This is a genomic window from Pontibacter pamirensis (assembly GCF_010015475.1).
Lineage (GTDB): Bacteria > Bacteroidota > Bacteroidia > Cytophagales > Hymenobacteraceae > Pontibacter > Pontibacter pamirensis.
This window is the reverse complement of sequence record NZ_SSNI01000026.1, coordinates 1-12,725: the sequence shown is the minus strand read 5'-3', so window position 1 is coordinate 12,725 and position 12,725 is coordinate 1. Positions and strand designations below refer to the sequence as shown.

13 protein-coding genes and 2 pseudogenes are annotated in these 12,725 nt (G+C 45.5%); 5 read left to right on the top strand and 10 right to left on the bottom strand.

From position 1 onward, the window contains the following. Positions 1-104: 104 nt before the first annotated feature. Both E1919_RS19090 and E1919_RS19085 read right to left on the bottom strand, forming a co-directional pair. Positions 105-455 carry a hypothetical protein gene (locus tag E1919_RS19090; protein WP_162055021.1) on the bottom strand — a complete coding sequence of 117 codons (351 nt, stop codon included), beginning with the start codon at positions 453-455 and terminating at the stop codon, positions 105-107. Positions 456-762: 307 nt separating this feature from the next. Further along, the gene (locus E1919_RS19085; protein WP_262888736.1) at positions 763-960 is read right to left on the bottom strand and encodes an IS3 family transposase; all 198 of its coding nucleotides are present in this window, start codon (positions 958-960) and stop codon (positions 763-765) included. Positions 961-1,036: 76 nt separating this feature from the next. Between E1919_RS19085 and E1919_RS19080 the strand changes: the two genes are divergently transcribed. Further along, positions 1,037-1,420 (top strand): IS110 family transposase, encoded by a 384-nt coding sequence (locus tag E1919_RS19080; RefSeq protein ID WP_162055019.1) that lies wholly within the window; start codon positions 1,037-1,039, stop codon positions 1,418-1,420. 75 nt (positions 1,421-1,495) lie between these two features. After that, positions 1,496-1,810, top strand: coding sequence for a hypothetical protein (locus tag E1919_RS19075; protein ID WP_162055018.1), 315 nt, complete (start codon positions 1,496-1,498; stop codon positions 1,808-1,810). Positions 1,811-2,090: 280 nt separating this feature from the next. Here the strand turns inward: E1919_RS19075 and E1919_RS19070 are convergent, their stop codons facing one another. After that, positions 2,091-5,276, bottom strand: a complete 3,186-nt coding sequence (locus E1919_RS19070; protein ID WP_162055017.1) for a chemotaxis protein CheB — start codon at positions 5,274-5,276, stop codon at positions 2,091-2,093. 353 nt (positions 5,277-5,629) lie between these two features. Here E1919_RS19070 and E1919_RS19065 point away from each other — a divergent pair, with 353 nt between their 5' ends. Together E1919_RS19065 and E1919_RS19060 are read left to right on the top strand one after the other, a co-directional pair. Further along, positions 5,630-6,637 (top strand): chemotaxis protein CheB, encoded by a 1,008-nt coding sequence (locus E1919_RS19065; RefSeq protein ID WP_162055016.1) that lies wholly within the window; start codon positions 5,630-5,632, stop codon positions 6,635-6,637. 79 nt (positions 6,638-6,716) lie between these two features. After that, a complete protein-coding gene (locus tag E1919_RS19060; RefSeq protein ID WP_162055015.1) occupies positions 6,717-7,112 on the top strand; it encodes a response regulator in 396 nt (131 codons plus the stop codon). Between the two features lie 830 nt (positions 7,113-7,942). On the opposite strand, the gene E1919_RS19055 is transcribed toward E1919_RS19060, so the two are convergent. The 5 genes from E1919_RS19055 to E1919_RS19035 form a co-directional block, all read right to left on the bottom strand. After that, the gene (locus tag E1919_RS19055; protein WP_162055014.1) at positions 7,943-8,662 is read right to left on the bottom strand and encodes a hypothetical protein; all 720 of its coding nucleotides are present in this window, start codon (positions 8,660-8,662) and stop codon (positions 7,943-7,945) included. A gap of 38 nt (positions 8,663-8,700) precedes the next feature. After that, positions 8,701-9,390, bottom strand: a complete 690-nt coding sequence (locus tag E1919_RS19050) for a hypothetical protein (protein WP_162055013.1) — start codon at positions 9,388-9,390, stop codon at positions 8,701-8,703. Between the two features lie 554 nt (positions 9,391-9,944). Beyond that, positions 9,945-10,850 (bottom strand): transposase family protein, encoded by a 906-nt coding sequence (locus tag E1919_RS19045; protein ID WP_162055012.1) that lies wholly within the window; start codon positions 10,848-10,850, stop codon positions 9,945-9,947. Between the two features lie 43 nt (positions 10,851-10,893). Further along, positions 10,894-11,160 carry a hypothetical protein gene (locus tag E1919_RS19040; protein ID WP_162055011.1) on the bottom strand — a complete coding sequence of 89 codons (267 nt, stop codon included), beginning with the start codon at positions 11,158-11,160 and terminating at the stop codon, positions 10,894-10,896. Between the two features lie 113 nt (positions 11,161-11,273). Continuing rightward, positions 11,274-11,459, bottom strand: a complete 186-nt coding sequence (locus E1919_RS19035; RefSeq protein ID WP_162055010.1) for a hypothetical protein — start codon at positions 11,457-11,459, stop codon at positions 11,274-11,276. 152 nt (positions 11,460-11,611) lie between these two features. On the opposite strand from E1919_RS19035, the pseudogene E1919_RS28275 reads away from it, so the two are divergent. Continuing rightward, a pseudogene (locus E1919_RS28275) lies at positions 11,612-11,761 on the top strand (IS256 family transposase); the annotation flags it as partial. A 111-nt stretch (positions 11,762-11,872) separates the two neighbouring features. On the opposite strand, the gene E1919_RS19025 reads toward E1919_RS28275, so the two are convergent. Together E1919_RS19025 and E1919_RS19020 are read right to left on the bottom strand one after the other, a co-directional pair. Further along, positions 11,873-12,325, bottom strand: coding sequence for a hypothetical protein (locus tag E1919_RS19025; RefSeq protein WP_162055009.1), 453 nt, complete (start codon positions 12,323-12,325; stop codon positions 11,873-11,875). Positions 12,326-12,543: 218 nt separating this feature from the next. Then, positions 12,544-12,725: pseudogene (locus E1919_RS19020) on the bottom strand (integrase core domain-containing protein); the annotation flags it as partial.

Here is a 12,725-nt window from a genome sequence, read left to right as displayed (position 1 = left end):
CAAAGGCAATACAAACAATAGAAAAGAGGACCAGCCTGTTCTTTTACTTAAGATGGCTGAGAAGCGGAATCCGCTGAAGGGAAAGAAATAGCAGGGGTTTAGGACTAGGGTCCTTTGGTGAGGATGGTATATAACCCGCAATCCCTTCTGGAGAAGGAGTAAAAGGATGGAACAGCAGGAGCGTCGGCTTGTTCCGGGTACTTCTGCTGAAGCAGGTTCTGAAAAACCTGGCTCAAAGGCGACTTGTCCAGCTGCAGGACAGCCTCAGCGTCACCGGGGCTTACGTCTCCGGCTGTCAGCTGGAAAGGCGATTCATTGTCCGCATCCACTTGAAGTGTAGACGCCACGATGTCTGGAGATGCTGCCTGGGAAACAACAGGCACAGCTAGGGTCAGCACGCTGCACAGGAGCACAGCGAGCAGCACGTAAAGCTTCTTCAAACAAGATGCACCCATTGCTTTCATGCAGCAAAGGAAGATGGTAACGCAGACTAAAGCAACAGTCCGCGGTTAATTATTTTAGGACGCCTGAAAAAGACCCTGTTTATTTAATAGTAATAGGACCAGTGCTGCTTAATAAATGGCGGCACATGCAACTTCAGATCTACTGGTAATAAGGTATGCCATTCTTTCAGATTTGTAGTAAAGCCCTTCTCACAACCAAAAATATTATTGAGAAGCAGGAAGCCAACACATTCCTACTTCACCTAACTTACAGGCTCACTCCATACTAGAATTGCTACATTTTACTGGAGACTTTTTCTTAAGCAGCCACACTTTGCTGGTATAACGATTCTTCATACTGGCATGGCGTCAGATAACCCAGTGCTGAATGCCTCCTTTTCCTGTTATAGAAGCTTTCGATGTACTCGAAGACGGCCAGCTTTGCCTCTGCTATGGTAGCAAACTTGTGGTGGTACACCATTTCTGTTTTCATCTTCTTAAAGAAGCTCTCGGCCACTTCAAATCGTCAACCCACACGCCGCCGGTATAGACGTGGGGTCCCGCAGCACCTTGCCTCGCTGGTGGATGTGAGGATGAAAAAGACCAAACAGCAGATAGCCGAGGCGCTCCATGGCTCCTGGCGGGAAGTGCTGCTGTTTGAATTGAAGTCTTGCCTGCACTTCTACAGGCTCTATGAAGAAGCCTTCAAGGAGTGTGACCAGAAGATCGAGCGTTCCCTGATGAAGCATGCGCCGCAGACCTCAATATCTGAACTTGAAGAGAAGTCCATGAGGCAAAGCAAGAAAAAGAGCAGTAAAAATGCTCCTGAGTTCAATGTCCCCAGGATAGCCTACCAGTACTTCAAGACTGACCTTCTCGCTATCTCCGGGATCAGCTACGGCACTGTCCTTTGCCTGCTGACGACGATGGGAAAAGATCTGCACAGGTTCCCAACCGCCAAGAGCTTCGCCAGTTAGCTGCGCCTGGTCCCAAACAACAAGGTAAGCGGCGGGCGTATTATCAGCAGCCGCACACCGTCAGGTAAGTCTTACTTGGCGATAGCTCTTGGCCAGGCGGCCAACTCCATTGGCAACCAGAAGGAGCATGAACTCACCCCGTTTTTCAAAAGAATAGCCTTCAAGAAAGGGAGGATAGCCGCCATCACGGCAACAGCAAGAAAGCTGGCCGTCATTATCTGGAACATGGTAACTAAAGCAGAAGAGTACAAGAAAAACGAGATAAAGGAAAGCAATGAAAAAAGCAGACGGATTGGGTTAAAGCAGGTTGAAAAACGCGTCCAGGCGCTTAAACTAATTCAGAGCGAACTTGAAAAGCTTTTCTCAAGAGCTTATTTTTTAGCCACTTAAAATGAAATTGTACAGAAATAGGTTGACAAACTCTTCTTATAAAACGTGGAAATCATAGGAGATAGAAAAGCCTTGTCTTCAGCAGTCGCTACATCCACTAACCATTCACATTTTGCCGTCTCACAAATCAAACATAGACTTTAAAATACAAGACAAGTAAGCGGGACAAACTCTTTTCCTCTTTTAGAGTACTTGGGAGACGGCCAGGGCGTGCCCTTGATAAATTCGTCTTACTGATTTAATGGTGAAAAACAGCTTAATTGATAGACTGTATGTTTGCCTAACTTAAAGAGGGCGATTCGGTCTTAAAGTAGATAGTAAACGTACTGCCTTGCCCTAATTCACTTTCTACCTTGATATCACCACCGGTAGCATCTACTATCTTTTTAGCCAGGAACAACCCAATCCCCTGGCCTTCCACATCGTGGTTAATTCGTTCATATTTCTTAAAGATTTGTTCCTGGTTATGCTCTGATATCCCCATTCCATTATCCTGCACCGATAAAATAACAGAATCGCCTTCCTGTTTCGTTTGAATATGAATAACCGGTGGGTGGTTGTTTTTAAATTTTATGGCGTTAGAAATAAGGTTGTAAATAATACTGCGTAAGTTTTTTTTGGAGAACAGAATATATTTTACGTTTAATTCCCGGATAATAATTGCTTGTGAAGCTTTGATTTTATCCACCAGACTCCATTCAATGTTATCAATAACTTCCGATAAATCAACATTTTCCTGGGTGGTCATATCGCTTTCCACTTTTGCCACGGTCGCAATTTCGGTTATGAGGGAACGGAATTTTTGAATGGATGCATTTATTATCTCTAAATACTGTTTCAATTGCGGATCGGCTACTTCTAGCGAATTCATTAAGCCGATACTACCTTCAATGTTGTTGAGCGGGCCTAACAAATCGTGCGAAGCCGTGTACACAAAAGTATCCAGATCAGCGTTTATGCGTTGTAAAATTCGGTTTCTTTTGCTTAGTTCCAGTTGGGTTTTTTTTAGTTCGGTAATATCATTAAACGTTATAATGGCGCCATTAATCTTATCATGGGGTTGTTGCAGGTAAGGCATGGTCATAATCTGGTACCACCGGCCATTAATAGCTTCCATTTCTTTTGTGATGATGCTGCCCTTGTCCAATACTTGCTTGATGTCTTCTATTAATGTCTCAAATTTTATATTAGTGGAAATATTGCTTAAAGGCCGGCCAATATCCGTTGTCACCAGGTTGATGTGCTTCACGGTGCCCGGCGAGAATTTCATCAACAATAAATCTTTGTTAACAAACAACTGCCCGTTAATATTACTGCGAAAATAGTTGTCTAAATCGTCGTTTAATTCCAGCAGTTCTTTGTTCTTTAATTGGTAATCTGCGTTTATGGTGTGCAGTTCCTCGTTCACCGATTGCATTTCCTCGTTGGTGCTCTGCATCTCTTCATTGGCCGAAAGCAATTCTTCGTTAAAAGACTGCATATTTTCATTGGTGGCATCAAGTTGCAGATAGGTTGCCTGTAGCTTGTCCTTTAGTTCCCTTACTTCTTTCTCCAGGTTCAGGGTATATTCACCGTGATACAATTTTTCATCAAACACCAGGGAGTTTAGCCCAACCGGGGCTTCTACGTTTTCTTCTTTGAACATTACCAGGTAGAGGGTTGGCGTTCTTTTTTTAAGAGGCAAACGGCTAATCGATAATCGGATACTGATAGTGGCATCCTGCTGCTTTATCTTTATACCCGTAACCGACAATTTTTCATCTGCCGTTACAGCATTCGCAAATAGCGTATTAAAGGCTACGGCCAGTGGCGGTGGCAAAAGCTCGGTTAAATTGGAGTTGAAGTTTTTCTGCAGTAGAAATTTTGTGGTATCACCGTAGGTTTTTACCACCTGGTATTTTTCATCAATGCAAATTGCCAGGTAATCCAGCTCCCTGATCAGCGCCGCATTCACCGCTTCCGGCAAGCTGTGCAATGCATTTTGGGAAGGATCTTCCGGTAAGGCAACAAGGGGTTTATGTTTCAGTTCCGGCAATGAGAACGCTTCAAACCGCAATGCCCGGATATTCTTTAGGCTGCGGTACAGTTTAAATTTTTTATCAATGACTTTCAAATCATCAATAATGGGCAGTGGGTTTTCGCTGGTTCCCAAAAATAAGTAACCTTCTTTCTTAAGCCCGAACAGTAACACGGCATATATTTTCTTTTGCAGGGCCGGCGTCATGTAAATCAGCAGGTTCCGGCAGCTAATTAAATGCATGTTGCAATACGGTGGGTTTTTCACCAAATCGTGTTGGGCAAAAATGACCATTTTACGAATTTCCGGTTTGACCCTGTAGTGTTTCTCCTCTTTTATAAAATACTTATCCAGGCGTTCCGGCGAAACATCCTTGGCAATATTGGCTGCGTAAATTCCTTTACCGGCTTGTTTTAAAGCTATTGTATCAATGTCGGTCGCAAATATTTTTACCCCCAGGGCCTTGTCTTTTTTCGCTAACTGTTCACAAATAAGAATAGCCAGGCTATAGGCTTCCTCGCCGGTGGCGCAACCGGCCACCCACATTCTTAACTCCTCGCCCGGAGCCAGGCTTGCCAATATATTGGGAATTATATTTTCCTGGATATTTTTAAAAGCCTCTTTATCCCTGAAAAATGCAGTAACGCTTATAAGGAACTCCTGGGCCAGGCTTTCTATCTCAGACGGATTTGCTTTCAGAAAATACAGGTAATTGCCCAGGTCGTTAATATTATTATACTTTGCCCGGCGTTCCGTTCTTCTTAAAATAGTAGTTTGCTTGTAGTCCGAAAAATCAAGGGGAGAGTTTTCTTTAATTAAAGTGACAATAGCATCTAAATTTTTTAAATCAGTGGTATTATCAGCAGTTAAGCCTGCTTCTTGCTGGGTATAATCTAAAATAAAACCCGGAATTTGAGCAGGTTCTAATATATAATCTACTATTCCGGTGGCAATCGCATTTACGGGCATGCTATTAAAAGAGGTAGTGTCCGGGTCGCGCACGATAACCAGCCCGCCGGCATTTTTTATGGCTTTTACCCCTGTGGTGCCATCGGAACCTAAGCCAGATAGAATTACCCCAATTGCTTTCCGTCCGCAATCAGCCGCCAGCGAATCAAAAAAGGCATTAACAGTATGATGGGGACCGGCTACATTTTTTTTATCCGTTAAATACAAGGTATTGTCCCGGATGGTCATAAACTTATCGTTCGGAACCAGGTAAACTTCATTTCTTTTTACCGGCATTCCGTCTTCTGACTCTTTCACCTTCAGTTTACTGTGTCGCGCCAGCAGTTCTACCATCCGGCTTTTAAAATCCGGGGGAAAGTGCTGAATAATCACGTACGCTGCGCTATCTAAAGGCGTATGATCAAAAAAGGAATATATTTCTTCTACGCCACCGGCAGAAGCTCCTATTGCAATGACATATTGGGGATCTGACGTGACCATTGTTTTCTTTGAAAAGAGTGAACCGGAAATTCAAGAAACGTATCTTGAAGGGGAAGAACTGGCAGTTAATTCAAAAGCAGTAAAAATATACTCCTGTATCGCCTGTACTTATACGTAAATGTACTGGATATAATAGTTATAATTAGACTCAGATTTTGTTTTGCTCCATGTAAAGTAACCGCTGGTAATAAGTTTAAAATCTGACACTTTTAAACCACATATTCAAAAATTTATAAAGAATGTAATTTTTGCTTATGTTAACAAAAAGCGTAAAATAAGTATTTAGTTCATTTTTGCCGGAACTGAAGTATTGGCGTATATAGTTTCCCTTATAGTATATAGACTCTATTCACATGGATAAGCCTGAATTTGTTATTGTGGTAGGTGCTTCGGCAGGGGGCCTGAATGCACTATCTGAATTTGTCGCACAATTGCAGCCCGATTTGGACGCCGCAATTTTTATTGTCATGCATTTATCCCACACCAGTATCGGTGATTTTTTAGTGCATAATTTAAAACAGCGTACCACTTTACCTTGTGAAGTAGCTACTGATGGCGCACCCATAAAAAAAGGCCATATCTATGTCGCATCGCCTAACCTTCACTTACTGGTAAAAAAAGAGACTATCGTTCTGGGTCATGGTCCGGAAGAAAACCGGTGGCGGCCATCCATAGACGTGTTGTTTCGTTCGGCGGCAGCGGCGTACAGTAACCGGGCCATTGGGGTAGTCTTAACCGGTTTGCTCGATGACGGTACCACCGGTATGCTGGCTATTAAAAGAAGCGGCGGCACGTGTATGGTGCAGGACCCTAACGAAGCCGAGTACCCGGATATGCCCTTGTCGGTACTGAATAATATGGAAGTGAATTACTGCATTTCCCTGGCCAGTATGGGAGAGGTAATTTTAGGCATTACCCAAACCAGCCCCGAAGAAATTCCAGCGCCCCCGGATGTTATAATAGAATCGGAAATTGCGGAACGGGTAGTGGTGGATTATGACAACGTGAAACAATTGGGGGAGAAAAGTATTTATGCCTGCCCCGATTGCGGCGGCGGGCTTTGGGGTATAGATGCCAGTGGCGAAGGCCAGGCCAAAATGGACCGCTACCGCTGCCATATCGGCCATTCCTACTCCGAAAAAGATTTGGTTATTAAACAATATGAAGTATTTGAGGCGACACTCTGGATAGCTTTGCGCATTATGGAAGAACGGCGCAACCTGTTTATGAAGATGGAAAACGACCACGCCCGTAAAGGACTTTCTACAATGGCTAAAGGTTACCATGAAAAAGCGGAAGCCATTCAGGGTCACGTAGATAAAATGAAAGAGGTTTTATTCGCTTCTCAAAAATCTGTTTAGTTATATCCCGGGTTAAAAAGCCTATCTTGGGTACTCCTCTATCAATAGTCTTTTTTTCTAAACATATAAAGTTGACCAAATGGAATTATTGCACCGCGTATTATTAATAGATGATGACGAGACTACTAATCTTGTAAATAAGCGCAACATCCTGAATGCCAATGTAAGTACGCACGTTGATGCGGTTACCAGTGGCCAGGATGCCTTGGATTATTTCCATCAGATTGAAAATATCACTTTACCGCTAGACCTTATTTTACTGGATATTCAAATGCCGGAAATGAATGGGTTTGAGTTTTTAGAAATCTATAAAAACCTAGAACCAAAATACAAAGCAAAGCATATATTTGGGTTGACTTCCTCAGCCAGCTTCTACGATTTGGTAAAAATAAAGACTTACGTTGATATTACCGACCACATATATAAACCCTTTACAACCATGGATTATGTATCCTTAGTAAAAAAGTATTTTTAATTGTGTGTCATTCCTTTACAGCATATTAGTTGGTGGCCAAATCATACTGGCATGGAGTTAAATAGCCAGGTGCTGAATGCCTCCTTTTTCGGTTGTAGAAGCCTTAGGTGTATTTGCCTCTTCCTGAAAAAAGTTGATACTTTTTTACCTTAATCCTTGAAACAGCATGCTACTGAACTACTGTGGTTAGTTCGCTCATATCAGATAAATCCAAGTCTTAAGAATATAAGGGCGGCCCTCCCTACTTCTTCAAATTGAAACAAGTTATAACAAATCATTTCCATAACTGGTATTTTGTACATAAAGCGCATGCAATAATATAAATATTCAGATAAACCCAACGTGATTTCAGTTATTAGTTCACGCACAAGAAGCCTTATGCGGCCCGTATATAGCATGCCGCAAACGCATCATTTCAGTACACTTTTCTTCAGGTTGCACACTTCATACACCTTGCGCCTCCCTAGGTGCATTGAGCTCATTTTCCTGCCTGTTGCGTATAACATGCTCCTTCTACAAATGACTGATGCCAATACTTTGTTTTTAATGCATTAAATTGAATTATATTGGGTAATTTGTAGCATAGTTAAAATATAGTTGAATTATTTTGCTAAATACAAAGCAGGGCTAGCACCTTTGTGCATGGCTAATGGCTTTGAATCAAAGTCACTAGTTCACGTTTGGTTTTTATCAGGATGATAGGGTAGTCGGTGGCTACCCTTTTCTTTTTACTGCATACCATAGCCGTTAGCGGCGCAGCTTCTGAGTATTATAAAGTAAGGAAGGCTCCTCATCCCGAGGAGCCTTCCTTACTCATAGCTCTGTTTTATCTATTTATCATCCATCAGCTTGATGGCGCTGCGTAGGCTGTCCCTCAGGTCCTTTGCCAGTTCCTGGTTACCGTCCGCATCCTTCGGGCTGATCTCTATCTTGCCGTCACCGTTGCCGTCCCTGGCCGCAGTCAGGTCAACTCCTGATGCGGCACTCAGGAGGGTGCTTATCTTGTAGTCTATGGTCAGCGCCTGGTCATGGCCGTCCACAACCAGGTCCTGGTTGGCATCTTCGAAATCCACGTCAAACTCCTCGTCCATGTCATGCCAGAACTCAAATGGTACACCGTCTAGCGTGCCGGCCATCAGCACGGCTTTGTCGAGCATGACGCCGCTGGTGCCCTTGTGGGTCTTGAATCCCACCTGCTCATAAACGGCATTGGGCAACACCACAGTCGCGGCTATCGCACTCAGCGAGCCGTTTGGGCTAAGCAGGTCAAGCTCAAAGGGGCCTTTAAGTTTGACGTCTTTGACGGCAACGTCTGTGGCAGACCTGGCGTCGGCTTTGTCAAACTCAAACTCCACCTCCTTTATATTTATCCGAAAGTCTGTCAGTACAATCCGACCCTGCTGGCTTTCAGCGGCAGTAAGAGGGGAGGCAGTTGCCTCAACAGCGACGTTTGCGCTGGTGCGCTCTACCTCTTCTGTCTCACAGGAAGAGAGAAGAAGTAAACCTGCCACTAAAATGGCGGAATGCTTAACGGGAGAATTTAATTTCATGAAATTTACAAATGTAGGTTAAGAATATGACTGCTGGATTAATCCTCTATTTCCACCTCCGTTGCCAGGTCTAGGCCATCGGCCACCTCCTCAAAGATATCGGTGTTGTGGGTCGAGCTGATGACAATAACACCCTGCTCGTTCTTTGTTGCCGTTAAGAGCTCTTCTGAGGAGACACCGGCAAACCAGGCAACGGGGTTAAATGTCACCTGGGCCACCACGCTCTGCCCCTCTTCAAAGGTGACAGTGCCCTCTCTCTCCACCTCAAAGCTCTCAGATGAATTGAACTCGAAGCGAACCGGGTGGGCCTGCCCCAGCGCGTCAGTGAATGTTCCGTTTAGCACAATGGCGGGCTGGCTGCCTTTATCCTGAAGCTCCATCTCCACCTCTATCTCCTCATAGGTTCCCGGGCGGAAAGCAACGGCACTGATGTCAGGAGTGGTGGCGCCGGTGGCAAAATCTATCTGCACGTCCTGCTCCAGCTCAAATTCCACCTCCAGGGAGTCAGCGTCGCCCTCTGCCTCGAACTGAATCTCACTCAGAGTGATGGTGCCGGAGCTGAAGGACAGGCTATTGGTGGATGCTATCCTTCCGTTCACGGGGGCTGCTGCTGTAACGGTGCTAAAGCTGAGGCCAACCTGCGGCTGCGGCGCTGCGGTCTCTTCCTCCCCGCAGGCAAGCATGCCAAGTGACAGGGAAGCAATTAGTAATAAGGATGAAGTTTTCATAGGAGAGATATTTAAGTGTTTGTTTATATTTACCTTCCAAATATCTGACAGGAACATGAAGATAGGATGAAGAACCAGATATTCAATATATATTATTTTATTAATTATTATTCTACCCTGTGGAAGCCATCAAGAAAGAGGGTAGGCGTAGCCAGAAGCACAGAACCGACACTCCTGCTAATGTTATCAGAGGTTGTTGCACTATATAATTTATATGTAAAGTGCAATTATTGACAATATAGAAAGACTTCCCTTTTATTGGGCAGCCTTTCCTTTTATAAAGCTTGAGTCTTGAGCTCCTCCCATTTTTAGAACATGTGAAAAGTATAGAATTCAGGTTCTGCTATATTGTTTTGCATCCACTCCTCCGGTGTTCTGTCACCTAATGAACTGGAAGTGCGGCGGAAAACGCTTGACTAGCTTATGGAAGCAAAGCTGCTAACCCTGTTGAAAAGACAGATCCCGCTACGCAGGCGGGAGATAAAGAAAGCTTTTGCCTGATGCACCTTGCAGAGGAAGTCCATCTGGTAAAAGTCCAGAACCATTAAAGCTTATTATGATAAATTTCTATAGTCATTTCTCAGGTTATGGAGTCCACAGGCAATAGAGATTACCTTGTCTCTCACTTGCTCACCGTGGAGCCTTACCTTTTCTTTGGCAATTCTCACCCTTTTCACGCCCGCCACCACGTGCTCGACCTTTACTCGCAGGCTTGCCAGCAAGCGGTTGTAGAGTTTGTCGTAGTCGGTGAGTTCCCTGTTGCGTGCCTTCTTGACGGGCAGGCAAACCTGTGCCCCCTCCGGCTGGTAGCCCATAAAGCCCAGGTCCAGCAGCAGGCCTTGCCCGGGGCGGAAGACCAACCCGGCCTCATCGGCCAGCGCTTTGTCGCGCAGGCTCCCCTCCACTGTGGCGCTCAGGTAGAGCACCCTGCCGCCTTCATCGCTGAGGAGCAGGTTCTTGACCGTGTGGGCGCATTTCTTGCCGCTGTACTCGTGCCTTTGCCGCTCATAGTCCGCTGAACGCGGTATAGCGCGTTCGGTGGCATCCATGTACAGCACCTGCCCTGCCAGCAGGCGCAGGCAGAGCCGCTCTGCCGTACGGGCCGGCAGGAGCTTTATCCGCTCCAAGGCCCGCTCCACAAGCGGCAGAAGCACCTTTAGCCACTGGCTCACTTTGCCCTGGCTCATCGAGAAGGCGAATGCCTGATACTCCTGGGTGGGATTTTGCTTCAGGTACATCAAAAGGAAGAAAAGCTTATCTGGGCTCCCCTTCAGGCTCATGGAACTGTGCTCGGAGAACTTCTCAATGCGGCGGCTTTTGCCAACCAAGTCGAAGCACCGATGATACTCCTGCCAGAGCGCATCAAAGTGAAGCAACAACAAAGAAAACTCCGCCTCTGTCAAAGACGTTAAGCTGAGCATGAAGCGGTGGTTAGATCGGTTACTATAGAGACTTTGCATACTCTATAAGCCTTTCTGACGCCGCTTTTGTTCTTTCAATGTCTCATATAAGATTTATCGTAATATTATCTATTATACTTAACTCACTTGCTCCTATGCCCAAGGCACTGTTAAAACGCTGGTATGCCTTTACACCCTGCGCTACCTGCAGGGAGAGCAGCGCGCCGCACTGGCAGTCGTACTCATAAAAGAGCTTGATGGCAGCGCCGGAGGCCGAGCCTCCTGAACCTCTGTAATGAGCGGCAAGCTGCTCGGGCAGTGTGATGGTGGTGCTGTCGGCCAGGCGCACCCGGCTGAACTTAGCGGCCATTCTAGTAAGGGAGCTCCTGTTCCAGCCCAGTTGCAAATCAAGCAGCTGGGCGATGCACGCTTTCAGGAAAGCCGCTGCACCGGGGCAGAAGCGTGCATCCAGCGACTACTTGCTTAAACACACCCTGCTTTTTCCTGCAGCAGCGTGCAAAGCTGAGTGAGGCTTTTAGAGCAGGCCTTGTAGGTGCCCAAAAGGCAGAGCCGCAGGAAGTCTAAAGCGCCCAGTTTGCTGGTGCGCTTGATAAAGCCCGTATCTCTGGCTCTTTTCTCCAGGGTATTGGCATCAAAGAAGTGGCTCAAGCTGTCTTAGGCATGACTGGTTTTTACGCGGCTAAGGGGGAATGGTACCATAGTAGAAAATAACAGGTAAAGTAGTTTCTACTGCAAAACTCTTAAAAAGGAAACCAACAGCTTGAGAACTTCACATAGGCCCCCTTAGCCTAACGGCTATGGGGGCTTTCCCCTCGGATATGGCCCTGCTGAAACTGATTTATCTGGCCCAACAGAACATCAGCGAGAAGTGGGTCATGCCGCTGAGGAACTGGAGCCAGACAGCCCAGCAGCTCGCCATCTGGTTCGGGGAAAGAATGCAACTGGACTTGAAGCGAAACTTTACAAAAGGGGGAAAGATGACACAGTTTAAACTATATTCCCCCCAAGTGATTATTGGCGCAATCACAGGATATTGGTTAAAATAGTAAGATGATTTCTTACTATTTCTTGAAGTCAATGGTAATCACGGCATGGTCTGCAGTCTTCAGCCCGTTATCAAAGTACTGTGCATTGTCTTCCTCACTAGTCCATATCATCGCTGAGCTACCAATGGATAGTATCTCCATTTGCTTGGTTTGGCTGTCCTCTGTCAAATTGATGAAGCTCTTGCCATCATTTTGAGTAATAGTGTAGGTGCCGGACATACCGCCTCCAGTATCATAGGTTGAGGTTACCTTTGATCCGTCAAAGCTGAAGACCGTATTAGTGTCGTCTCGTTCCTCATACACCTCCTGGCCGGATGCATCATAGTACTTATAGCTTTGGTTAGTGGTAACCCATGTACCCTTTATCTGGTCGTTTACGGTGTTACTCGGTGCCGGATCCCCATCATCTTCTTTACAGGAGGTGAGTATCAAGAAGAACAGGACCGGCAATAAGAGTAGCTTTCTCATGATTTGTGTGATAGGGGCTGTATAGATAAAAATATATTTACAAAACTTCTTACTGTTAGAGGCTCTAACGGTAATAACTGTAATCCCCCATATTTAGCCACAGATGATAGTCTTCAGGGCTTAGGTGTTCTTTCATATAGGAGGCCTATAGTACTCACTCTTTGCAGGACCACACTGTGCTGTTTCTAAGTTGATTCTTTACTTGTACACTGTCCCATTCAGGCAGCTTCTTGCTCATAAACCTCAACTGGAATACACCTGCAGATTCCCTGGTGGTGCTTCTCATGGTTGTAGAAACTGAAGAAGCTCTTCACCCCCTGATACAGCTCCCATCCATCCTTTGCCGGGTTCAGGTAAACATAGTCCCGCTTCAGCGTCCGCCAAAGCCGCTCAATGTAGA

Coding starts and splice junctions, on each gene's coding strand:
- E1919_RS19090 (WP_162055021.1), bottom strand. CDS start 455: ATGGGTGCATCTTGTTTGAAGAAGCTTTACGTGCTGCTCGCTGTGCTC.
- E1919_RS19080 (WP_162055019.1), top strand. CDS start 1,037: ATGAAAAAGACCAAACAGCAGATAGCCGAGGCGCTCCATGGCTCCTGG.
- E1919_RS19070 (WP_162055017.1), bottom strand. CDS start 5,276: ATGGTCACGTCAGATCCCCAATATGTCATTGCAATAGGAGCTTCTGCC.
- E1919_RS19065 (WP_162055016.1), top strand. CDS start 5,630: ATGGATAAGCCTGAATTTGTTATTGTGGTAGGTGCTTCGGCAGGGGGC.
- E1919_RS19060 (WP_162055015.1), top strand. CDS start 6,717: ATGGAATTATTGCACCGCGTATTATTAATAGATGATGACGAGACTACT.
- E1919_RS19055 (WP_162055014.1), bottom strand. CDS start 8,662: ATGAAATTAAATTCTCCCGTTAAGCATTCCGCCATTTTAGTGGCAGGT.
- E1919_RS19050 (WP_162055013.1), bottom strand. CDS start 9,390: ATGAAAACTTCATCCTTATTACTAATTGCTTCCCTGTCACTTGGCATG.
- E1919_RS19045 (WP_162055012.1), bottom strand. CDS start 10,850: ATGCAAAGTCTCTATAGTAACCGATCTAACCACCGCTTCATGCTCAGC.
- E1919_RS19040 (WP_162055011.1), bottom strand. CDS start 11,160: ATGGCCGCTAAGTTCAGCCGGGTGCGCCTGGCCGACAGCACCACCATC.
- E1919_RS19025 (WP_162055009.1), bottom strand. CDS start 12,325: ATGAGAAAGCTACTCTTATTGCCGGTCCTGTTCTTCTTGATACTCACC.